Raw genomic sequence first — 22,809 nt, 5'->3', positions numbered from 1 at the left:
GCCAAGGGTAGTCCCGCGCCCGTGTGCGGCAGGTCGAAAGTACGCCCACCAGACCCCGTCGTTGCGGCCTGTTCATGCACCGGTAGCGCCGGGCCATGCCCGGCGGAAGCGCGCGATGCACTTCGCTCGCCGGGCATGGCCGGGCGCCACTTGGAATGAGGTCCTCAAACGCAAAGGGGCCGGCAATGCCGGCCCCTCGGGTATCTAACGTCTCGCCCCGGCTCAGTCAGCCCAGCGACCGGCACCAGTGGACTGCGGCAGCACCTGCGCCGACAGCGGGCGATCGTTGGCCAGCAGGTTCACCGCATCGGACAGGATCGACGCGGACTCGCGCAGCAGCGGGTCCGGACGCTTCTCGGCAGCCTTTTCGCGGGCGGCATCCTTGACGATGTCGCGCTCGTTGCCGGTCAGACCGTCATCGCTACTGTCATCGGCCAGCGGGTCCAGGGCCAGGCCCAGTTCCTTGCGCATCACCTGGCGCTCCTTGCGCTGGGTGTCCTGGCGCTCACGCTCTGCGCGACGGGTGGCCTCGTTGAGCGAGATGTACTTCTTCGCGGCCTCGGTGCGGAACTGCTGCACGTCCTCGTTCCACCACTGGAATTCCTTGTCGGCGGCAATGCGCGCGTCATGGCGGGTTTCCAGCTTCGGCAGCAGAGGCGCGAAGTTGCCGTACTGGGTGTGCGGCACGGCGGCGATGCGGGTCCACGGCAGCGCGTTGTCGTAGGTGCTCTCGCCGAATTCGGTTGCATCGACGCTGGCCGGGAACGCCAGGTCCGGCACCACACCCTTGTGCTGGGTGCTGCTGCCGCTGATGCGGAAGAACTGGGCGATGGTCAGCTTGACTTGGCCGAAGCGCTGGGTTTCGCCACTCGGCCAACGGTCGAGGTCGACGATGTTCTGCACGGTGCCCTTGCCGAAGCTGGTCTCACCGATCACCAGTCCACGACCGTAGTCCTGGATGGCGCCGGCGAAAATCTCGGAGGCCGAGGCCGAACCGCGGTTGATCAGCACCGCCAGCGGGCCGTCCCAGGCCACGCCCTGGTTGCGGTCGCTGTTGACGGTGATGCGACCACCGGATTCACGCACCTGCACCACCGGGCCCTGCTCGATGAACAGACCGGTCAGTTCAATGGCTTCATCCAGCGAACCACCGCCGTTGTTGCGCAGGTCCAGCACCACGCCGTCCAGCTTGTCGTTCTTGAAGCCGGCCAGCAGCTTGGCCACGTCGCGGGTCGCCGAAGCGTAGTCGGCGGCATTACGGCGACGACCTTCGAAGTCCTGGTAGAAGGTCGGCAGCTTGATCACGCCGATCTTGCGTGCCGGCTCGCCGTTGGCAGCCGGAATGCTCATGGTCTCGCCCTTGGCGGCCTGTTCGGCCAGGCGCACCTTCTGCCGGGTCAGCACCAGGGTGTGGTGCTTGCCGTCGGCACCTTCGGCCGCCGGAATGAACTCCAGCTTGACCTCGGTGTCCTTGGCGCCGCGGATCTTGGCCACGACATCGTCGATGCGCCAGCCGATCACGTCCTCGACCAGGCCGGACTTGCCCTGGCCAACGCCGACAATGCGGTCACCCGGCTTCAGCGTGCCGTCCACCGCCGCCGGACCACCGGCGATGATCTCGCGGATCACCACCACGTCGTCCTGGCGCTGCAGCTGCGCGCCGATACCTTCCAGCGACAGCGACATCGCCTGGTTGAAGTTCTCGGCGGTACGCGGGGTGAAGTAGTCGGTATGCGGATCGACCGCACTGGTGTACGAATTCATGAAGAACTGGAAGACGTCTTCGCCCTTCAGTTCGTTGACTGATTTCTGCAGCGTCGCATAGCGCTTGTCCAGCGTCTTGCGGATGTCGTCCGGCTTCTTGCCGGCCAGCTTCAGGCGCAGCCAATCGTTCTTGACCGACTTGCGCCACAGCTCGTCCAGTTCGGCACTGCTGGCCGCCCACGGCACCTTCTTGCGGTCGTATTCGAAGCGCTCGTCGGCGGTGAAGTCCGGCTCCTGCTTGAGCAGCCTGCGTGCATACGCCACGCGTTCGCCGACCCGCTGCTTGTACACCGCAAACACCTGGAACGCCGGCTCCAGCTCGCCACCACGGATGGCCGAGGAAATGTTCGCCTCGAACGGCGCGAAGCGCGCCACGTCGGCCTGGGTGAAGTACTGCTTGCCGCCGTCCAACGTTTCCAGGTAACGCTTGAACACGTCCTTGGAAGTGGCCTCGTCCAGCGCGCGCGGCCGATAGGCGTAGCGGCTGTCGGACAACAGGCCGTACACCAGCTTGGAGGTGGTCACCTGATCGGCAGTTGCCGCTGCGGGCAATGCAGGCGAGTCGGCCTTGGCCGCCAGCGCCAGCGGCGCGACCAGCGCCAGGGCCATCAGGAATGCGGGGGCTTTGAATTTCATTGACGTGCTCGAAGGCGCCTTGCCAAGGGGGAGACTGCGGGGTGTTCAGACACCACGACAGTGCCGAAAGTTGCCGGGTTTGTCACCCGGCCGCGCTCGGTGGAAAACCAGCCTAGCGGGGCCGGTGTAGCAAATTGTGAATGCAGGCGAAGGCACGGCCGAGCCCTTGCTCGGCAAGCCGTCAGCAAGCAGCCGAGCATGGGCTCGGCTCTATAGCAGGCAAAGGCGTGCGAACCAAGGTTCGCACCCACCGGGACGGTTCGCACCCACCGAAGGTGGCGGGCCGCGCCCGCCTGGGGCCTCAGGAGACCCCTGCGCCCTTGGCCTGGACGTCGGCGTGGTACGACGAGCGCACCATCGGGCCGGAGGCCACGTGGCTGAAGCCCAGCTCGTAGCCGTAGTCTTCCAGCGCCTTGTAGTCTTCCGGCGTCCAGTACTTCAGCACCGGATGGTGGTGCGCGGTCGGCTGCAGGTACTGGCCGATGGTGATCATGTCCACGTCATGCGCGCGCAGGTCGCGCATGGTGGCCTTGATCTGTTCGAACTCTTCGCCCAGGCCCAGCATGATGCCGCTCTTGGTCGGCACCTCCGGATGCTGCGCCTTGAAGTTCTTCAGCAGGTTCAGCGACCACTGGTAGTCCGCACCCGGACGCACGTTGCGGTACAGGTCCGGCACGGTTTCAATGTTGTGGTTGAACACATCGGGCGGGTTCTGCGCCAGGATCTCCAGCGCGCGCTCCATGCGGCCCTTGCCACGGAAGTCCGGGGTCAGCACTTCGATGCGGGTGCCCGGCGACTTCTCGCGGATGGCGGTGATGCAGTCGACGAAGTGCTGGGCACCGCCGTCGCGCAGGTCATCGCGGTCGACGCTGGTCACCACCACGTACTTCAAGCCCATGTCGGCCACGGTCTGGCCAAGGCTGGCCGGCTCGTTGGCATCCGGTGGCTTCGGGCGGCCATGGGCGACGTCGCAGAACGAGCAGCGGCGGGTGCAGACTTCGCCGAGGATCATGAACGTTGCCGTGCCGTGGCCGAAGCACTCGTGGATGTTCGGGCAGCTGGCTTCCTCGCACACCGTCACCAGGCGGTTCTCGCGCAGCTTGGCCTTCAGGTTCTGCACCGCATTGCCCGAGGGAATGCGCACGCGGATCCAGGACGGCTTGCGCAGCACCGGCGCGTCGGCGAACTGCACCGGCGAGCGGTTGATCTTGTCACCGCCCAGCTGCTTGACCCCGGCCTGCAACGGCGCGGCGGACGGAGAATCGCCCTGCACGATCTGCAGGGGAATGGAACGGGCGGTGGATTCAGTCATGGCAGTTCCGGGTGGCGGTCAGGCGGCCGCAGAAAAATCAGGCAGTTCGGGCGTGTGCTGCAGCAGCAGGCCGAACTGGCGGGCCAGGTGGTCCAGCAGCACCGGCTTGACGGCATCCATCCCGGAGGGGCCACCCAAGTCTACCACCGAGGTCACCTGCAACCCCTGATAGCCACAGGGGTTGATACGGTGGAAGGGTTCCAGGTCCATGGCCACGTTGAAGGCCAGGCCGTGGAAGGTGCAGCCACGGCGCACGCGGATGCCGAGCGCGGCGATCTTGGCGTTACCGACATAGACGCCGGGGGCGCCCTCGCGGCGCTCAGCGCCGATGTTCCATTCGGCGAGCGTGTCGATGATCGCCTGTTCGATGCGGCACACGTAGTCGCGCACGCCGATACCCAGCCGCGGCAGGCGCAGCAGCGGATAGACCACGATCTGGCCGGGGCCGTGGTAGGTCACCTGGCCACCACGATCCACGTGCAGCACCGGGATCTCACCCGGCGCCAGCACGTGCTCATCCTTGCCAGCCTGGCCGAGAGTGAACACCGGATCGTGCTCGACCACCCACAGCTCGTCGGCATCGGCGTCGCCACGCTGGTCGGTGAAGCGCTGCATGGCACGCCACACCGGCTCATAGGCCTGACGACCGAGATCACGGACCAGTGCCGGACGCGGCGCGCGGTGCTCAGGGGCGGCTTCGGCCGGGCAGCTGTCGGCTACAGCGTCCACTTCACTTCCGGATGGTCACGCAGTGCCTGGTGCGCCAGATCGTACTGTTCGCGGCTCTCGGCCTTGAACACCATGCGCACAGACACGTACTTGCCGTTGGTCGAGTGCTTCCAGCTGATGCGTTCATTGACCACATCGATACCGGCAGCCAGCAGCAGGCGGGGAAGCTCATGTTCCAGGCCGCGGTTGGCCGGGCCCATCGCGCTGAGCTCGAACTGGCCGGGGAACTGGAAGCCGTGGTCGGGGTTGTCGGACTTGATTTCCATGCCCCCATTATCGGGCCGCAGGGCAACAAACCCAAGAGTATTCATCAACGTCAAACGCGGCATCTGCGGGCCGCTGCGTTGCAAGGGGGCCTACACATGGAAAAGGCCGGCCCGTGAAGGCCGGCCCCTGGCAGGACACATACCGCACGCAGCCGGTATGCAGGCCGCTTACTTGGCCGTTTCCATCAGGGTGGAGTTGACCCAGCCCTTGTTGCCCATTTCGTCTTCCACTTCCCACATCGTGCCTTCCTTGACACCGGTGGGGTACAGCAGCATGCCCGGCTCCAGCGAGCGTACCGGCGCGCCGGTGCCCTTGGCATTGGCCAGCAGGCGACCGGCCTTGAGCATGGTCACGGCCTGGCCGGCGTTGGCGGCCGACGCATTGGCCGGAAGGCCACCCAGCTCGGCCACCATGTTGGTGTAGGCCTGCAGGTAGGCCAGGGTGATCACCTGGCCGATTTCGGTATTGGCATAGCCGCCCACGCCCATGGCCCCGATGCCGCCGCCGCCGAACAGGCCGCCACCAGCGCCCCAGCCCAGGTCGGTCTTCTTGGAGTTGCCCTCGACAATGGCCACCTGCTCGGAGGAGCGCACGTCGGTCAGGGTCAGGGTCACGTCGGCGGTCTTGCTGCGGAAGTTCAGCCCGCCGACCACGGCACCGGCCTTGCCGCCGATCAGGCCACCCAGCAGGCCACCGATGGCGTTGCCGCCGGAGTTGCTGTTCTGCGAGATCAGGTCGGGCACCAGCACGTAGTCGGCGGCACGGATCTGGCCCTTGCCGATGTTGGAGCGGCCGCGCAACTGGCCTTCGCTGGCCAGCGCGCGCTCAGCCTGGGCCGCCGCCATGCCGACCCCACGGTCCACCAGCGTGAAGCACTTGGACTTGTTGACGAACACCTTGATCAGCTTCGAAGGCGCCGGCAGCTGCTGGCCGGTCCACCAGTTCACAACGTCTTCCGGCTCGATCACCGAGATGGAGCCCAGCGGCTTGGTGCACACCGGAATCTCGGCCTGGCCCTTCTTGCTCTGCTCCTGGGCAGAGGTACGGCTGTTGGCAAAACTGTCACGCAGGCCAGCCGAAGCCGGGGCACTGATGGCCACCAGACCGACACCCAGCAGCGCGCAGGCCAGCGCATGGGCGAGCGAATTCGATTTGTTCATTTGAGTCATCCAGCACCTCGCCGACGGCGAAGCACAATCCATGGGTTGAGAAAGGGTCTGGGACCTGAATCCTTAGCGACGCCCCCCAGGCGTCGGCGCAGAGAATAGGGCAAGGTGCCCCCAACCACAACCGCAGCTGACTGGACGTGCGGCTTGGCCCCGCCGGGGCGCGCGACCGGTCCCGAGCACGGGTCCACCGGCACCCGTCCCTGCCCGCAGTACCCCACATTCCGTATCACATCGTGTCGGATGGACAATGTTGTTTTCGGAACAGACAAGTGAGCGCCGTGTGGTCGTTTCACGGACCGCCTGGGGGTACCGTGTCGCGGCTGAAAACGACAAATAGAATCCGCCCCCCATGAGCCCCCCTTCCAAACGCTGTTTCGCAGCCTTCGGGCTGTCTGGCCTGCTGGCCACCGCCCTCCCCCTTGCTGCCCAGGCAGCTGAACAATGTGGTCCGGACGCGATGCGCGACCATCCGCCGCAGATCAACTTCCGCGTCGACAACGACCTGTTTGGCGGCCGCCACCAGGACCAGGGCTACACCAACGGCGCGCAGCTGACCCTGGTCTCGCCGAATCTGGTCGACTACACCGATGACCCGTGCCTGCCGCGTATGGCGCGTTGGGTGAACCAGTACCTGGAAGGCCTGCACCCGGGAAAGTTCGAACAACAGAACATGATCTTCAGCATCGGCCAGGGCATCTTCACCCCGACCGACCCGACGCGCCGCGACCTGATCGAGGATGACCGCCCGTATGCCGGTGTGCTGCTGGCCAGTTTCGGCTTCAACGCGCGCAGCGGCGACCGCCTGCAGACCACCCAGCTGGCGCTGGGCGTGGTCGGCCCGTGGGCGCAGGGCAAGCAGGTGCAGGATGCGGTGCACAACATCCTCAACGACAAGAAGTTCGAAGGCTGGGACAACCAGCTGCACAACGAGCCGGTGTTCATGCTGACCCACGAGCGCATGCGGCGCTGGCCGGCCGATGCCAGCGTCAATGCCGGCGGCTGGGGCTGGGATGCGATCAGCCACTACGGCGGCGCGATCGGCAACCTGGAAACCAAGGCCAACGCCGGTGGCGAAGTGCGCTTCGGCTGGAAGCTGCCCGACGACTTCGGCAGCACGCCGCTGCGCCCGGCCGGCGAAAACACCGCGCCGACACGTGGTGGACGTGCCAGCGGCTGGTCGTGGCACATGTTCGTGACCACCGACGCGGCGTGGGTGATCCGCGACATTACGCTGGACGGCAACACGTTCCGCAGCAGCCACAGTGTGGACAAGCGCCACGTGGTCGCACAGGGCGGTTATGGCATTGCAGTGATGCGCGGCCGTTGGAAGTTCGCGGTGGCGCGCTACCACGGCACCCGCGAATTCGATGGCCAGCGCCAGTCGCCCGTGTTCGGCAGCTTCACCATCAGCCGGTCGCTGTAAGGTAGTTGCCGACCGTTGGTCGGCACACCGATTCCAACGAAAAAGGCCGGCATTCGCCGGCCTTTTCCGTTCACCACGCCAAGGCGTGGATCATTCCGATTCCCACCACATCCAGAAGCTGTCCCACAGGCGCTTGAAGAAGCCGGCCTGCTCAACGGCAGCGACCGCCACCAGCGGCGCTTCGGCCACCAGCTTGCCATCCAGCATCACCTTCACGGTGCCGATCTGCTGGCCGGCGGTGAACGGTGCTTCCAGGGTCTTGGGTACGTCGATGCTCGGCTTCAGGTCGTTGTAGCGACCGCGCGGCACGCTCACCAGCATCGGCTGGGCCACGCCCAGCTGCACCTTGTCGGTGGTGCCCTTCCAGACCTTGTGCTCGGCCACGGCCTTGCCCGGCTCATACAGGCGGTGGGTCTCGAAGAAGCGGAAGCCCCAGTTCAGCAGCGCCAGGCTGTCGTCGGCACGCTGCTTTTCCGAAGCGCCACCCAGCACCACGGCCACCAGGCGCTGGTCGCCGCGCTGGGCCGAGCTCATCAGGCAGTAACCGGCTTCCGAGGTGTGGCCGGTCTTGATGCCGTCCACGCTGCCATCGCGCCACAGCAGCAGGTTGCGGTTCGGCTGCTTGATGTTGCCGACCTGGAATTCCTTGATCTTGTTGTACGCGTAGGTTTCCGGGTAATCGCGCACCATCGCGCGGCCCAGCAGGGCCAGGTCGTAGGCGCTGCTGTGATGGCCCGGGGCGGTCAGGCCGTGGGCGTTCACGAAGTGCGAGTTCTTCATGCCGATCTTGGCAGCGTAGCTGTTCATCAGCGAAGCGAAGGCTTCTTCGCTGCCGGCCACGTGCTCGGCCAGGGCGATCGCGGCGTCATTGCCGGACTGGATCGCCATGCCCTTTTCCATGTCTTCCAGGCGTGCAGTCTGGTTGACCGGGAAGCCGCTGTAGCTGCCATCGGTACCCGCGCCACCTTCGCGCCAGGCGCGCTCGCTCATCATCACCTGGTCGTCCGGACGGACCTTGCCGTTCTTGACCTCGGCGGCGATCACGTAGGACGTCATCACCTTGGTAATGCTGGCCGGGGCCAGCTGTTCGTTGATGTTTTCACCAGCCAGCACCTGGCCGGTTGCGTAATCCATCAGCACCCAGGCTTTGGACACGCTGGGCGCGGGTGCCGGCGGGGTGGCGACGGTGGCCGGGGCAGCAGCGGCGGCGGCAGGCGCCGGCGTGGCCGGGGTCGGCAGCGGCGTCTGGGCGGAGGCCAGGCCCACCACCAGGGTGGCGGCCAGGGCGGTGGCGGCGGAACGGAAATTCATTGGACAGCAGGCTCCAGGGGACGGCCGGGAATGGAGGGTGGAACGTAACGGCCATTGTAAGGCCGGGGGAGCATGGGCCGGCAGCACCGGCCCGGGCGGATCAATCCTTGACGATCTGCGGCGAACCCAGGCCCAGACCGGCGATGCGGCCGGCAAGTTCCGCGGCACTGGCATGGTCGCTGGCGGGAACGCGCAGGCGGAACAGGGTGCGGCCACCGGCAGCGATGTCGCTGATGGTCGCGCCGACGATACCGGCGGCGTTGAGCTGGCCCATCGCGCGGTTGGCGTTGTCGCGGCTTGAGAAACTGGCGACCTGCACCATCACCGCGCCCACTACCTGCTGCGACAGGCTGGGTGCCGCTGGCGTGGTGCGGACCGGCGCCGGCGCAACAGCGCGCGGCGTGGTGCTGGCAACGACCGCCTGTGCCGGCGCGGTGCCGCGTACCGGCGGCGCACTCGGCGGCAGGCTGCTGACCGCCACGTCCGGCACGGTGCTGGCCACGCCCTGGGTGGTGGCCGGCTGGCCGCGCGCCGGCATGCCATCGGCAGGCAGGCCCTTGACCAGGCGATCGATGTCACTGTCGGCGGCGGCACGTGCGGCCGGTACCGGCCGCGCACTGGCCACCGCAGTTGCCGCAGCGGCGGCTTCCGCAGCCCGGCGTTCGCGACGAGACGGCTTCTGCGCCATCAAGTTGCTTTCGCCCGGCTGCAGCGCGCGCACTTCGACGTTGCCGGTGCCGCGCTGGGTAATGCCCAGGCGCACGGCGGCCGCATAGCTGAGATCGACCACGCGGCCGTCGTGGAACGGGCCACGGTCATTGACGCGCACGATCACCGATTCGCCGTTGTCCAGGTTTGTCACGCGGGCGAAGCTGGGCAGCGGCAGCGTCTTGTGCGCGGCGGTGAACTGGTACATGTCGTAGACCTCGCGGTTGGAGGTCAGGCGGCCATGGAACTTGGCACCGTAGTACGACGCGGTACCGCGCTCGACATAGTTGCGGGTGTCGTCGAGCACCTTGTAGGACTTGCCCAGCACCACGTACGGGGTCTTGTTGCCGATCGCCGAGCGTTCTTCCGCGGTTACTTCCGGCTCGGGGATGCAGGCCACGTTGGGAATGTAGTCTGGCGTGCTGTCACGCACGCCCGGCTTGTACAGGCCACCGGCAGTGTAGTTGCCGCGGGTATTGAGGTCTTCCTTGGCGGCCGCATACGGCGAGCCCTCCGGGCAATGCGCCGGGCGTGAGCCACGGCCCTGCACCAGCGTACCGCCGGACTTGCCGCCATGGCCGGCCGTGGCCGGCTTCTTCGGCGCGCTGCTGCAGGCAGCCAGCGCGAGGACGATCAAGCCTGGGACCAGCCATCTGATGTTCATGCCGGGGGCAGCTCCTGTCCGGCGATGGCCTGGGACAACTGGAACACGGCCATCGCGTACATCTTCGAGAGGTTGTAGCGGGTGATCGCGTAGTAGTTCTGGAAGCCCAGCCAGTACTGCTTGCCGGCGCTGCCTTCAAGGGTGATCGGGGTAGCGGTGGCGCCCGGCTGTACCGCTGCGTTCGGCTGGTAGCCGCGCTGCGCCAGATCGGCCAGCGACCAGGTGGGCATCCACTCGGTCGGGTTGAATTCCTCGCGGCCAGCAGCCAGCGTTGCTGGCACGGCGACCTGGCCACCACGTACCCAGCCGCCCTTCTTCACGAAGTAATTGGCGATGGACGAGAACACGTCGTCATAGCTGGTGAACAGGTCGCGGCGACCATCGCCGTTGCCGTCAACGGCGTAATCCAGATAGCTGGACGGCATGAACTGGCCCATGCCCATCGCACCGGCATAGCTGCCCTTGAGCGTAGTGATGTCCAGGTTTTCTTCGCGGCCCAGCTCGAACAGCTTGGCCAGCTCATCGCGGAAGAACAGTTCGCGGCGCACTTCGCGCTCCAGCTTGGCCGGGTCGCCACTGCGCGGGTAATAGAACGCCAGCGTGTACAGCGCATCGAGCACGCGATGGCTGCCGGCGTTCTTGCCGTAACTGGTTTCCACGCCGATGATCGCCACGATCACTTCAGCCGGCACCCCGGTGCGCTGCTGCACGCGATCCAGTTCGGCACGGTGCTGGGCCAGGAACGCGCGGCCGCCATCGATGCGTGCCTTGCTGATGAACATCGGCCGGTATTCGTTCCACGGCTTGACCCGTTCGGCCGGGCGCGACATGGCGGCGATGATCGGCTGGCGCACCTGCGCCTGGTCGAGCACGCTGCTGATCTGCTCCGGCTTCAGGCCGTAGCGCTTGGCGGTATCGGCAATGAACCGTGCCCGCGCAGTCTCGAACGGGACCGGGGTGAGGTCGACCGGCGGCGCGGTGGCAGCGGTGGCTTCAGGCGCGGCCTCGGCCGGGCCATGGGCCTTGGCGGCAGGTTGGCGCGGCGTACTGCTGGCCTGGGGCGAAGACGGTGGGGACTTCGGCTGGGTCGCGCAGGCGACCAGGCCGAGGGTGAGCATGCAGGCCAGAGTGCGTCGAATCATCGTCGCAGGTTAGCAGGTCATGGATGAATTAAAACCCCTAACACCATGAATCACAACGATTTGCCTGCGAGCAGCGGGAAATGTGAAGACCTCGTGATCCCGTTTCCCCATTCAGATAGAGGTTGCCGGTTGCGTCCCCATCCCCGCAGACGCAACCGGCGACCGGATCCGGTCGGTACCTGCGCGGCTGCCGCTCCCCAGTGGCAGTCCCCCGCGCTCCCTGTACCCGTTGGACCAGTACTGCTTCCCGCCCGACGCCCCCCTCGCGCTGCAACGATTGACGGCGCGCCGTGCCGAACGGGCCGCCATTGTGCAGGCCGATTACGACAAGTCCATTGATCAGGATCAACGCGCTGTAAAAGTGTGAACCAGATAACGTTTTTTACGGACTTTGGTCGGCGGGCGTGCTGCCGTGCATCGTCGTGAGAACGCTTCCACAACGGGCGTTGCGCAGAGTCAGGAAGTTTCCATCCAACGGCGCAGCCCCTCGTGGGTGGTGTCTGGTTGGTCGTGGAAAGCAGAAGCCATGGGTGGGCCGGTCGGGCTGGGTGCGCGGGGGACGCCGTGAATCCGTCCCTGGAGGCTTGGCAGCCGCATCCATGCGGCTGACACCCCCGCGTACCCAACCCGACCGCCCTCTGACAGATTTCGGAGGTCTGCCACCCACGGAGAAGAAAGAGAAGATCAAAAGCGGGTCGCGCGCTGCGCTTGCTCGTGAGCCGAGCATGGCTATGCCGGTCGTCCTGACCGGCACCCTTCAGGCCGTCGCCGTGGGCGATGTTGGCAGCGGCTCCTGCCGGTGCCTTCGGCTCTACACAAGGCAATGAAGCGATCCGCCAGGCCGCTTTTGCTTTTGCTTTTGATCTTCTTTTTCTTCTCCGTGGGTGGACGCGCACGGAACCTGTCCGTGGCCGGGTAGATGGGCTGCGCAGGGGCGTGAGCCGCATGGATGCGGCGACCGAGCTTACATGGACGTACTTGCAGCGCCCCCTGCGCAGCCCATCTACCCGGCCGCACCGATGAACTGCTTTGCGCGACCACCCACGAGGGGCTGCGCCGTTGGCTGGAAACCCTATCCCCCGTGCACGGGCCGGTGCCCACGTACCGCCATCACCAATCCGATACCGGCCAGCAGCGAGACCGCCGATGTCCCGCCGTAGCTGATCAACGGCATCGGAATGCCCACCACCGGCAGCAGGCCGGAAATCATTCCACCGTTCACCAGTACGTAGACGAAGAACGCCAGCCCCAGGCTGCCGGCCAGCAACCGTGCATGGGTGTCGCGCGCCTGCACCGCGATCCACAGGCAGCGCCCGACCACAAATAGGTAGAGTGCGAACACTGTCGCCACGCCGATCCAACCGAACTCCTCGGCGAGCACTGAAAATGCGAAGTCGGTCGTGTACTCGGGCAGGAAATCCAGTGTCGCCTGCGTGCCCTGCCCCCAGCCACGGCCCTGCCAGCCTCCGGAGCCGATGGCGATGCGAGACTGCAGGATGTTCCAGCCGGTGCCGAGCGGGTCCGCCGCCGGGTCAAGGAAGGTCAGCACGCGATCCTTCTGGTACTGCCGCAGCAGTCCGAACCACGCCAGTGGCGCGGCCACCGCCAGCCCCGCCGCCCCCGTCGCCACCCAGCCCCAGTGCAGGCCGGCCAGCAACAACGCAAACACGCCGCTGGCGGTCACCAGCGTGGCGGTGCCGAGGTTGGGCTGCATCAGGATCAGAACCGCTGGCACGCCAATCAGCACCGCTGCGGTGAGTACCGTGCGTGGCGACGGCGGCAACGGCTGCCGATGCAGGTACCAGGCCATCATCAACGGCAGGCTGAGCTTGAGCAGTTCGGACGGCTGCAGATAGAACACGCCCAGGTTGAGCCAGCGCTGCCCGTACTTGCCGGTGCCGATCACATACACCGCCATCAGCGGCAGCATCGACAGTGCATACAACGCAGGCGTCCATGCGCGCAGACGCAGCAGCGAGACACGCGACAGCAACCACATTGCCAACAGACCACCGGCGAAGCGCGCCGCCTGCCCGGCCACCGGACCGGACACGCTGTGCAGCACCGCCAGGCCGGCGGCCATCAGGATCAACAGCGCGACCAGCAACGGCAGATCGATCGTGCGCACCGCCTCACGGCAGCCGCCAAGCATACGTTTCCATTCCACGCGGCCACGGTAGCAACGGGCGCTTGCGTGAAGCTGTCATGGTGCTTCTGCGTTTGTAGCGTCGAGCCATGCTCGACTGCTTCCGAGCTGTGGGGTCAGATCCCTTTTTCCTGTGGAAAAAGGGATCTGACCCCACAGCCGGACTCAACCGTAGCCGCCGTGCACCGGGTTGTGGCTGCGTACCGCCATCACCAAGCCGAAGCCGGCCAGCAGCGAAACCGCCGAGGTGCCGCCGTAGCTGATCAGCGGCATTGGCACGCCCACCACCGGCAGCAGGCCGGAAATCATCCCGCCGTTGACCAGCACGTAGACGAAGAACGCCAGCCCGGTGGCACCGGCCAGCAGGCGCGAATAGGAGTCGCGTGACTGGCTGGCAATCCACAGGCAGCGACCGATCACCACCAGGTACAGCGCCAGCACGGTGGCCACGCCGATCCAGCCGAATTCCTCGCTCAGTACCGAGAACGCGAAGTCGGTGGTCTGCTCGGGAATGAAGTTGAGGTGCGACTGCGAGCCTTCGCCCCAGCCCTTGCCATCGAAGCCGCCGGAGCCGATCGCGATCTTCGACTGGATGATGTTCCAGCCTGCGCCCAGTGCATCCATCTCCGGATCCAGGAACATCATGATGCGGTCCTTCTGGTAGGGCCGCAGCAGCCAGAACCAGGCCACCGGTGCGACCGCTGCCACGCCACCCACGCCCAGGCCAACCCACCACCACGGCAAGCCGGCCAGCAGCAGCACGAACACGCCACTGGCAGCGATCAGCACGCCGGTGCCGAAGTCGGGCTGCAGCATCACCAGGCCGGTCGGCACACCAATGATGACCAGGGCAACCAGCACCGTGTTGAAGCGCGGCGGCAGCGGCATCTTGTGCAGGTACCAGGCCACCATCATCGGCAGGCTGACCTTCAGCAGTTCGGCCGGCTGCAGGTAGAAGAATTTCAGGTCCAGCCACTGCCGACCGTACTTGCCGGTGCCAAGCACGAACACTGCCAGCAGCGGAATCATCGAGATCGCATAGATCATCGGCGTGGCCGAGCGGATGCGCAGGATCGGCACCCGCGAGATGCCCCACAGCGCGGCCATGCCCACCGCGAAACGCGCGCCCTGGGCCATCACCAGGCTGTCGCCGCCTGCGCTCTTGAGTGTCGCCAGACCGATCACCATCAACGCGCCCAGCGCCAGGCACAGCACCCAGTCCAGCGTGCTGAAGAAGCGGCGCAGCATGTCGCCGGCCCAGCGCAGGAATACTTTCATCGCGCGGGCTCCGCGGCGGTCGGGCGTGGTGTGACCGGCAGTGCGGCGGCAGCCGGCGTACCCGGCTGTGGTGCAGGTACCGGTTCCGGCGCAGGCACGCCGACCAGCACCGGGTGTTCACCCACCTGTGTGGCGGCGAGGTCGCCAGCCTGGCGCGCGCCCACATCTTCGTTGTCGAATGCGGTCGCACCGATGGCAGTGGTGCCACGTTCGCTGTCCAGCGGCTGCATGCCTTCAGGCATCTTGCCCAGCAGGTAGGCATCAAACACCTTGCGTGCAATCGGTGCGGCGGCCGCACCGCCGTAACCCCCACCTTCCACCGCGATCGCCAGCGCGATCACCGGCTGATCGACCGGCGCGAAACCGACGAACAGCGCGCGGTGGCGCAGGTGCATCGGCAGACTCTTCGGGTTCACTGCGGCGGTGCCCTTGCGGCTGACGACCTGCGCGGTACCGGTCTTGCCTGCCATCGTATAGGGTGCGCCGGCCGCCATCCGCGCAGCGCTGCCGCCGGGCAGCATGGTGGCCATCATGCCTTCGCGCACCGCCTGCAGGTTGTTCGGGTTCGGGCTGACCGGCTTGCTCTCGCCCGGGTCGGTGGCCATCCAGTCATGGTCGAAACCTGCACGTTGCTGGATCACCAGGTGCGGCGTGCGCAGCTGCCCGTTGGCCAGCCCACTGACACCCCGCGCCAGCTGCAGCGGAGTGACCTTCCAGTCGCCCTGGCCGATGCTGATGTTGACCGTGTCGCCGGGGTACCAGGCTTCCTTGCGGCTCTTCCGCTTGTAGGCCGGCGACGGAAGGATGCCGCCGATCTCGCCGGTCAGGTCGATGCCGGTCGGCTGGCCGAAGCCGTAGTACTCCATGTAGTGGTCGAAGCGCTCGATGCCCAGGTCCAGCGCGAGCTTGTAGTAGTAGGTGTTGACCGACTGCGCGATGGATTTGCGCAGGTCGGTCCAGCCATGGCCGCCGCGATGCGAGTCACCCCAGCCACGCGAGGTGCCGGGCAGGTAGAACATGCCGGTGGAAAGCACTTTGTCTTCCGGCCGGCGCACGCCCGAATCGAGGCCGGCCAGCCCGATCAGCGGCTTCAGCGTGGAACCGGGCGCGACGCCACCGAGCACCAGGCGGTTGAACTGCGGCCGCGACGGGTTGTCGTTCAGCGCCTTGAAGTCGGCATGGGAAATACCGTTGACGAACAGGTTGGGGTCGTAGGACGGCAGGCTGACCATTGCCAGCACCTCTCCGGTGCGCGGGTCCATCGCCACGGCCGAGCCTTCCTGTTCGCCGAAGGCGGCCACCATTGCGCGCTGCAGGTCGGCATCGATCGACAACCGCAGGTCGGCGCCGGACTGCGCGGCGACGCGGCCGATCGTACGGATCGCACGGCCCTGTACGTTGGTCTCGACCTGTTCGTAGCCGACCTTGCCGCGCAACTGCTGCTCGTAATAGCGCTCCAGCCCGGACTTGCCGATGTGGGTCAGGGCTGCATTGCCTTCGCCGAGGATCTCCAGATCCTTTTCATCGACGCGGCCGACGTAGCCGATGATGTGCGCGAACAGGTCACCGTACGGGTAGCGCCGGGTCAGATAGGGTTCCAGCTCGACGCCGGGGAAACGCCAGCGATCGACCGCGAAGCGCGCCATCTCCTCGTCGCTCATGCGCAGCTTCAGCGTGACCGGCAGGAACTTGCGGCGCGCCTTGCGCGACTTGTCGAACGCTTCCAGCTCTTCTGGGCTGATGCTGATGATCTTCGCCAGCCCTTCCAGGGTGGCATCCATGTCCTTGACCTTGTCCGGGGTCACGTCCAGGCGGAAGGCTGGCACGTTCTCCGCCAGCAGGCGGCCGTTGCGGTCGTAGATCATCCCGCGCCCGGGCACCACCGGCCGCGGCTTGATGCGGTTGGCTTCCGAGCGGGTGGCGTAGACGTCGTGGTCCAGCACCTGCAGCTTGAAATACCAGCCGCCCAGGCCCAGCAGGCAGACCAGCACGCCGAGGAAACCCAGCGCCGCGCGACGGCGGAACTGCTCGGCTTCGGCGTGCGGATTCTTGACCTGGCGGCGCGGGATCATGGCTCAGCGCCCGCGCTTGCCGAAGCGCACCGCGTCCAGCAGCACGAACACCAGCGGCCACAGGCCCATGCCCAGCAACGGCGCCCACCAGTACGACCACGGCAGGGTCGGCTCACCCACCAGGATGTGGACCAGCGCACTGACGATGCGGTCGTTGAACAGCAGGCCGCCGATGGCCAGCATCTGCTGCGACATCGGGAAGAAGCGGATGCGGGCACGGAAGCGCTGCAGGATGAAGGCCAGCATCACCAGCCGCAGCGCCTGTTCTCCCAGCACGCCGCCGTACAGCAGATCGGCGATGACGCCACTGGCGAAGGCAATGCCCAGGCCGACACGCTCGGGCGCTTCGATCACCCAGTAGGCCAGCACCAGCGCCAGCCAGTAAGGGCGCAGCGGCTGCAGCAGTGTCGGCAACGGCAACAGGCCGAGCAGCAGGGCCACTACCAGGCTGGCCGGAAGCACCCAGGGGTTGTCGCGCAGGCGGCTCATCGCTGGGCCTCCGGCTGCGGCTGGGTGGGTTGCGGTTGCCGGCCAGCGGCCGGCACTACCGGAGCAGCAGGATCAAGCGACGATGCCGGGGCCACCGTCGGCGTCGCAGACGGAGCCGGTGCGGGCGTTGCAGGAGCGGGTGCCGGTGTGGTGGTGGCCGGCGTGGTTGCCGCCGGCACAGTTCCGCCCGCGGCCGGGCCACCCGGGGCGGTCTCTTCCAGCTGCAGGCGCAGTTCCGGCGGAATGCGGATCGCCGCACCCGGGCGCAGCAGCAGCACGTCGCGGCCACGGTCGAGCTGGGCCGCCGGCTTCAGTTCGCCGACCAGGAAGGCATGGGTGTCGTCCGGGCGCAGGCCGGTGATGGTGCCGACCGGGAAGCCCGCCGGGAATCGACCGCCGAGGCCGGAGGTGACGATCTCGTCGCCCACTTCCACGCCGGCGCTGAGCGGGATGTCGCGCAGTTCCAGTTTGTCACCGCGGCCATAAACGATCAGACGTACACCGTTGCGGGCCACGGTGACCGGCACCGCGTGGTCAGGGTCGGTCAGCAGCAGCACCGTGGAGGTGCTCCCGGTAACGCTGATCACCTGGCCCATCAGACCGCCGACATCGATCACGGCCTGGCCCACGTGCACACCCTCGCGGCTGCCGGCATCCAGCACCAGGCGCTGTTTCACCGGGTCCAGGTCGATGTCCAGGATCGGCGCCAGCTGCACGTCCAGGCCACTGCGCTCGGCCACGTTCAGCAGCTCGCGCAGCTGTGCGTTGTCCAGCGCGGCGGTCTGCAGCCGGGTCAGGCGAGCGTTGGCCAGCAGCAGCTGGTTGCGCAGTTCGCGGTTCTCGGTCACCAGCTGGCTGTGGCTGGCCGCAGAATCCTTGACCTGGTTGCCGAGCTTGCCTGGCAGGCCGGCCAGTGCCCACACCGGCTGCACCAGGCTGTTGGCCTGCCCGCGCAGGCGCGCCAGCCAGCCGGCCTGGTCGTCAAGCACGATCAGGGTGATGGCCAGTGCGAGGTAAGCCAGCAGCCGCAGCGGGCTGGCGGCATCACCGGATCGGGAAGCGACGGGAGGTCCGGCGTAGGGCGGCACGGCAACGATTCAACTGGCAGAAGGCGGAGGGGAAACACGCGGACGCCCCGCCGGTGCCGACCCGCCATCATGGCGGGCCGCACCCCGGAGGGGCGCTGCGGGCGCAGGCAGCCGGGACGGCTTACTCCGGCGCAAAGAACTCGTTGCCGTGCATGTCGACCAGCTCCAGTGCACGGCCACCACCACGGGCCACGCAGGTCAGCGGGTCATCGGCCACCTGCACGTGCAGGCCGGTTTCCTCGGAGATCAGGCGGTCCAGGTCACGCAGCAGGGCGCCACCACCGGTCAGCACGATGCCGCGCTCGGCGACGTCGGCGCACAGTTCCGGCGGGGTCTGCTCCAGCGCCAGCTTGACCGCACTGACGATGCCCGACAGGGGCTCGTGCAGGGCTTCGAGCACTTCATTGGAGCTGATCTTGATCATCTTCGGCACGCCCTCGGCGAGGTTGCGGCCGGAAATTTCCATCTCGATCACTTCCGCCTGCGGATAGGCGCAGCCCAGTTCGACCTTGATGCGTTCGGCGGTGGCTTCACCGATCAGCATGCCGTGGTTGCGGCGCACGTAGTTGGTGATCGACTCGTCGAAGCGGTCGCCGCCGATACGGACCGAGGCCGAGTAGACGATGCCGTTGAGCGAGATCACCGCCACTTCGGTGGTACCGCCGCCGATGTCGATGACCATCGAGCCACGGGCCTCGGTGACCGGCATGCCGGCGCCGATCGCGGCGGCCATCGGCTCTTCGATCAGGAACACGTCACGGGCGCCGGCTTCCTCGGCCGATTCCTTGATCGCACGGCGCTCGACCTGGGTCGAGCCGGCCGGCACGCAGACCAGCACGCGCGGGCTCGGGCGCAGCACGCGCGACTTGTGCACCTTCTTGATGAAGTGCTTGAGCATCGCCTCGGTGTAGGTGAAATCGGCGATAACGCCGTCCTTCATCGGGCGGATGGTGGTGATGTGGCCCGGGGTACGGCCCAGCATCTGCTTGGCCTCGGCGCCGACGGCTGCCACCGAGCGGGTACCACCGATGGCGCGATCCTGACGCACTGCGACCACCGACGGCTCGTTCAGCACGATCCCCTGCCCGCGCACGTAGATGAGGGTGTTGGCCGTGCCCAGGTCGATGGACAGGTCGTTGGAGAACATGCCACGGAGTTTCTTGAACATCTGAGGAAGGAGTCCTGAGGGGTGTCGTGCCCGCCGCGGGATGGCGAAAAAATGGGCAGAAATCGAGGCCGACAAGCCTAGCAACCCGCCTGCCGCCGAGCAAGGAAAAAACTAGCTGAACCCGCGCCTTGACAGGCTTTCGGCCCGATCGGGCATCACCCGGTTCTGGCCCTGAGCGGCACCAGCGGGTAACCTTTGCGCCGTCGGGCGCCCAAGGGCGCCGTTTGCTTGCCTGCTGAACCGGGCCGGCCCACCCCAAAATTCACCGCATAGGCTTACATCGATGTCCGCTCTGATCTGTGGTTCTCTTGCCTTCGACACCATCATGGTGTTCCCGGACCAGTTCAAGAATCACATCCTGCCGGACAAGGTGCACATCCTGAACGTGTCCTTCCTGGTGCCGCGCATGCGCCGCGAGTTCGGTGGCTGCGCCGGCAACATCGCCTACAACCTGCACCTGCTGGGCGGCCAGCCGATCCCGATGGGCACCGTCGGTTCGGACTTCGGCCCGTACCGCGAGTATTTCGAAGGCCTGGGCATCGACCTGACCCGCGTGCGCGTGATCGATGAGCTGTTCACCCCGCAGGCGTTCATCACCACCGACCACGACAACAACCAGATCACCGCCTTCCATCCAGGCGCGATGATGCGTTCCTACGAGAACCACGTGCGTGGCGTGCCCGGCGTGACCCTCGGCCTGGTCGGCCCGGACGGTCGCGAAGGCATGATCCAGAACGCGCAGGAATTCCACGAAGACGGCATCCCGTTCATCTTCGACCCGGGCCAGGCCATGCCGCTGTTCAACGGACCGGAGCTGCGCGCCTTCATCGACCAGGCCGACTACGTGGTGGTCAACGACTACGAGTCGAACCTGCTGCAGGAACGCACCGGTTGGGACGAAAAGGAGATCGTCAGCCGGGTCAAGGCCTACATCACCACCCGTGGCCCGAAGGGCGCGGTCATCCACACCCCGGAAAAGAGCTACGACATCCCGCCGGCGCACGAACGCCGCGTGGTCGACCCGACCGGCTGTGGCGACGCGTTCCGCGCCGGCCTGATCTACGGCATCCAGAAGGGCTACGACTGGCTGACCATCGGCCGCATGGGCAACCTGATGGGCGCGCTGAAGGTGGAGCACCCGGGCACCCAGAACCAGCGCTTCACCTTCGAAGAGTTCAACGAGCAGTTCAAGCAGCAGTTCGGTTACGCGTTGAACGCGTAAGCGAATTGCCCGCGCATTCCGCCTTATCCCCGCGCCGTTGGCGCGCCCCCTTTAACAACAAGGGGGCTTTCCACCCGACGCGCTATCGGGAATGCGTCTGGTAGGTGTCGACCTTGGTCGACACTGCCGGCCAGCGGCCGGCTCAGGGCTTGGGTTTCTCCGGCAACCGGTACAGCTCTTTCTCGTAAGCCAGCGTGCCCCACATGGCATAGGCATGTGCGCGCCGTGCCAGCTCCGGCCGCAGTGGATGTGGCTGCAGCTGATCGGTCGCCGGGTCGTAGCGGAATCCCTGCGCTGGCTTGTCCGGCTGCAGGATGGCGACGTCGTTGCCCTCCATCCATGCCAGGTTGCGGTCGTACTGCATCAGCGCGCGACCCGGTTGCAGCCGCCGCATGTCGGTCAGGTCCTGGCCTACCAGCGGCGTGGGGTCGGCGATGCCCAGCAGCGACAGCAGCGTCGGCGCCAGATCGATCTGGCTGACGATGCGGGTATCCCGCCGCGGCTCGATGCCGCCGCCAAGGATCAAGCCCGGGATATGGAAGTTGGCGATGGGCACCATGTCCTTGCCGAACACGCGCGAGTCATGGTCGGCCACCACCAGGAACACGGTGTTTTCCCAGTACGGTGAGGCCATCGCCTTGCGGAAGAATTCTCCCAGCGCGTGATCGGCATACTTGGCGGCATTGTCGCGGGTCTGCTTGGGCTGCTCGTACAGCTCGATGCGGCCGTCCGGGAACTCGAACGGATCATGGTTGCTGGAGGTGAACACCAGGCCGAAGAACGGCTTGCCCTGCGCATTCAACTGCTGGAACTGCTCATCGGCGCGGTTGAACAGATCCTCGTCCGATGCCCCCCATGATCCGACGAACGTCGGCGTGCGGTAGTCCTTGCGATCCACGATGCGGGTGAAGCCATTGGCGAGGAAGAACTCGCGCATGTTGTCGAAATGGCTTTCACCGCCGTAGTAGAAGCCGGTGTCGTAGCCATGCCGGCCCAATACATCGGCCAGGGTGAAGAAGCGTTGGCGGCTGGCGGGCAGCTTGACCACCGCTTCGGCCGGGGTCGGTGGGAACCCTGTCAGTACCGCCTCGATCCCGCGCACCGAACGCGTACCGGTGGCATACAGGCGCTCGAACGCCCAGCCCTGCTTGCTCAGGCGGTCGAAGTTGGGCGACAGCGGCCGCCCGCCGAGGCTGCCGATGAACTGTGCACCGAGGCTTTCTTCCAGCACGATCACCAGGTTGCGCGGCTTGCCCTGGTGCAGCGGCGGACGCAGTGCCAGGCTCGGCAGCGCCTCGGACACGTACGCCGTGGCAGGCAGGCCACTGGTCGCGTGAAGCTCGTCGACCACCTGCCCCAACGGCAGCTCGCCATAGATGCGCGAGGTCTCGCTGCGGGCAGCCAGCTGGCGCGCCGCATAGCCGACGGTGTACAGCGAGTTGAGTGGCAGCACGTTGATGGTGGGGTCGGTGGAGAACGCCACCAGCGCCGGATTCAACGGCCGATGGCCGAGGCTCGAACGCACACCCATCGCCGCCAGCAGGAGCACCAGCACCGCCAGCGGCAATCGCCACAGCCACCCGGCTTCGACCACGGTCGCCTGGCGGATTTCCACCCAGCGACGCGAGCCGCGCAGCAGCGCCCAGCACAGCACGATCACGGCGACCACTTCGATCACCACCGCCAGCAGATGCCCCCGCAGCAGCGTCATTCCAACTTCTTCGGGGTAGATCAGATATTCAAGGAACAAACGATTGGGCCGCAGGCCGTACTCGGCCATGAAGCTTGGCGTAGCCAGCTCCATGAACACCAGCAGCACGCTGGCCACGATCAGCCACCCGCGCAGGACATGCCGCCAGGCGCGGCCCAACCGTCCTTCGACCGGCAACAGCAGCGCCAGCACCGCAGGGATGCCAAAGAGCAGGCACAGCGTGGACACGTCCACACGCAGTCCCTGCAGGAAGATCGTGGACCAACCGTCGGCAGCACTGACCCGCGCGGCATGCCACAGCGCCAACCCCAGCCGCGACAGCGACAGGGCCACCAGGCCAAACAGGAAGAAGGCGGCGATCGGACACAGACGCCGGTACAGCGACAGCAACACAGTTCGAGGCATGAAAGGAATCCAGGAATGGAACAACAGAGACCCTTGCCACCTCCCTGGCAGCGGGCCACATCGACCAACGTGTTACCTGACACCGTCGCCAGCGCCCGACCAGGC

At 66.5% G+C, this 22,809-nt stretch carries 17 protein-coding genes; 2 read left to right on the top strand and 15 right to left on the bottom strand.

Features of this window, described 5'->3' with window-relative positions:
- Positions 1–222: 222 nt before the first annotated feature.
- The 5 genes from AC07M7_RS10295 to AC07M7_RS10275 form a co-directional block, all read right to left on the bottom strand.
- Positions 223–2,400 carry a carboxy terminal-processing peptidase gene (locus AC07M7_RS10295; protein WP_046986307.1) on the bottom strand — a complete coding sequence of 726 codons (2,178 nt, stop codon included), beginning with the start codon at positions 2,398–2,400 and terminating at the stop codon, positions 223–225.
- Positions 2,401–2,701: 301 nt separating this feature from the next.
- Entirely contained in the window at positions 2,702–3,712 is a 1,011-nt protein-coding gene (gene lipA / locus AC07M7_RS10290) for a lipoyl synthase (protein ID WP_136638952.1), read from the bottom strand.
- A gap of 18 nt (positions 3,713–3,730) precedes the next feature.
- Positions 3,731–4,441, bottom strand: coding sequence for a lipoyl(octanoyl) transferase LipB (gene lipB, locus AC07M7_RS10285; protein WP_046986305.1), 711 nt, complete (start codon positions 4,439–4,441; stop codon positions 3,731–3,733).
- Positions 4,429–4,707 (bottom strand): YbeD family protein, encoded by a 279-nt coding sequence (locus AC07M7_RS10280; RefSeq protein WP_012512125.1) that lies wholly within the window; start codon positions 4,705–4,707, stop codon positions 4,429–4,431. Before AC07M7_RS10280 ends, lipB begins: the two co-directional genes overlap by 13 nt.
- 168 nt (positions 4,708–4,875) lie before the next feature.
- Positions 4,876–5,868, bottom strand: a complete 993-nt coding sequence (locus AC07M7_RS10275; protein ID WP_136638951.1) for a CsgG/HfaB family protein — start codon at positions 5,866–5,868, stop codon at positions 4,876–4,878.
- A 358-nt stretch (positions 5,869–6,226) separates the two neighbouring features.
- On the opposite strand from AC07M7_RS10275, the gene AC07M7_RS10270 reads away from it, so the two are divergent.
- Positions 6,227–7,300 carry a lipid A deacylase LpxR family protein gene (locus tag AC07M7_RS10270; RefSeq protein ID WP_495207313.1) on the top strand — a complete coding sequence of 358 codons (1,074 nt, stop codon included), beginning with the start codon at positions 6,227–6,229 and terminating at the stop codon, positions 7,298–7,300.
- A gap of 90 nt (positions 7,301–7,390) precedes the next feature.
- Here the strand turns inward: AC07M7_RS10270 and AC07M7_RS10265 are convergent, their stop codons facing one another.
- The 9 genes from AC07M7_RS10265 to AC07M7_RS10225 all read right to left on the bottom strand — a co-directional run bounded on the left by AC07M7_RS10265 (position 7,391) and on the right by AC07M7_RS10225 (position 19,366).
- A complete protein-coding gene (locus AC07M7_RS10265; protein ID WP_046985793.1) occupies positions 7,391–8,611 on the bottom strand; it encodes a D-alanyl-D-alanine carboxypeptidase family protein in 1,221 nt (406 codons plus the stop codon).
- Between the two features lie 100 nt (positions 8,612–8,711).
- A complete protein-coding gene (locus AC07M7_RS10260; RefSeq protein WP_046985794.1) occupies positions 8,712–9,983 on the bottom strand; it encodes a septal ring lytic transglycosylase RlpA family protein in 1,272 nt (423 codons plus the stop codon).
- Positions 9,980–11,125 (bottom strand): lytic murein transglycosylase B, encoded by a 1,146-nt coding sequence (gene mltB, locus AC07M7_RS10255; RefSeq protein ID WP_046985795.1) that lies wholly within the window; start codon positions 11,123–11,125, stop codon positions 9,980–9,982. The genes AC07M7_RS10260 and mltB overlap by 4 nt, the downstream gene beginning before the upstream one ends.
- A 1,072-nt stretch (positions 11,126–12,197) precedes the next feature.
- Entirely contained in the window at positions 12,198–13,277 is a 1,080-nt protein-coding gene (gene rodA, locus AC07M7_RS10250) for a rod shape-determining protein RodA (protein ID WP_428710013.1), read from the bottom strand.
- Between the two features lie 159 nt (positions 13,278–13,436).
- Positions 13,437–14,549: a rod shape-determining protein RodA gene (gene rodA, locus AC07M7_RS10245; RefSeq protein WP_046985025.1), complete on the bottom strand. Its 1,113-nt coding sequence runs from the start codon at positions 14,547–14,549 to the stop codon at positions 13,437–13,439.
- The gene (mrdA, locus tag AC07M7_RS10240; protein WP_046985024.1) at positions 14,546–16,621 is read right to left on the bottom strand and encodes a penicillin-binding protein 2; all 2,076 of its coding nucleotides are present in this window, start codon (positions 16,619–16,621) and stop codon (positions 14,546–14,548) included. Before mrdA ends, rodA (AC07M7_RS10245) begins: the two co-directional genes overlap by 4 nt.
- A gap of 3 nt (positions 16,622–16,624) precedes the next feature.
- On the bottom strand, positions 16,625–17,110 hold the full coding sequence (gene mreD, locus AC07M7_RS10235; protein ID WP_046985023.1) for a rod shape-determining protein MreD: 486 nt from the start codon (positions 17,108–17,110) through the stop codon (positions 16,625–16,627).
- On the bottom strand, positions 17,107–18,198 hold the full coding sequence (gene mreC, locus AC07M7_RS10230; RefSeq protein ID WP_495207312.1) for a rod shape-determining protein MreC: 1,092 nt from the start codon (positions 18,196–18,198) through the stop codon (positions 17,107–17,109). The genes mreD and mreC overlap by 4 nt, the downstream gene beginning before the upstream one ends.
- Positions 18,199–18,319: 121 nt before the next feature.
- On the bottom strand, positions 18,320–19,366 hold the full coding sequence (locus AC07M7_RS10225; protein ID WP_005419402.1) for a rod shape-determining protein: 1,047 nt from the start codon (positions 19,364–19,366) through the stop codon (positions 18,320–18,322).
- A gap of 283 nt (positions 19,367–19,649) precedes the next feature.
- On the opposite strand from AC07M7_RS10225, the gene AC07M7_RS10220 reads away from it, so the two are divergent.
- Entirely contained in the window at positions 19,650–20,588 is a 939-nt protein-coding gene (locus AC07M7_RS10220) for a carbohydrate kinase family protein (protein ID WP_006392776.1), read from the top strand.
- Between the two features lie 142 nt (positions 20,589–20,730).
- Here the strand turns inward: AC07M7_RS10220 and AC07M7_RS10215 are convergent, their stop codons facing one another.
- On the bottom strand, positions 20,731–22,704 hold the full coding sequence (locus tag AC07M7_RS10215; protein ID WP_495207311.1) for an LTA synthase family protein: 1,974 nt from the start codon (positions 22,702–22,704) through the stop codon (positions 20,731–20,733).
- Positions 22,705–22,809: the final 105 nt, after the last annotated feature.

It is taken from the genome of Stenotrophomonas sp. GW821-FHT09E08 (assembly GCF_059416125.1).
Note: the sequence above shows the minus strand (reverse complement) of the source record. Positions and strands in the feature narration are given on the sequence as shown.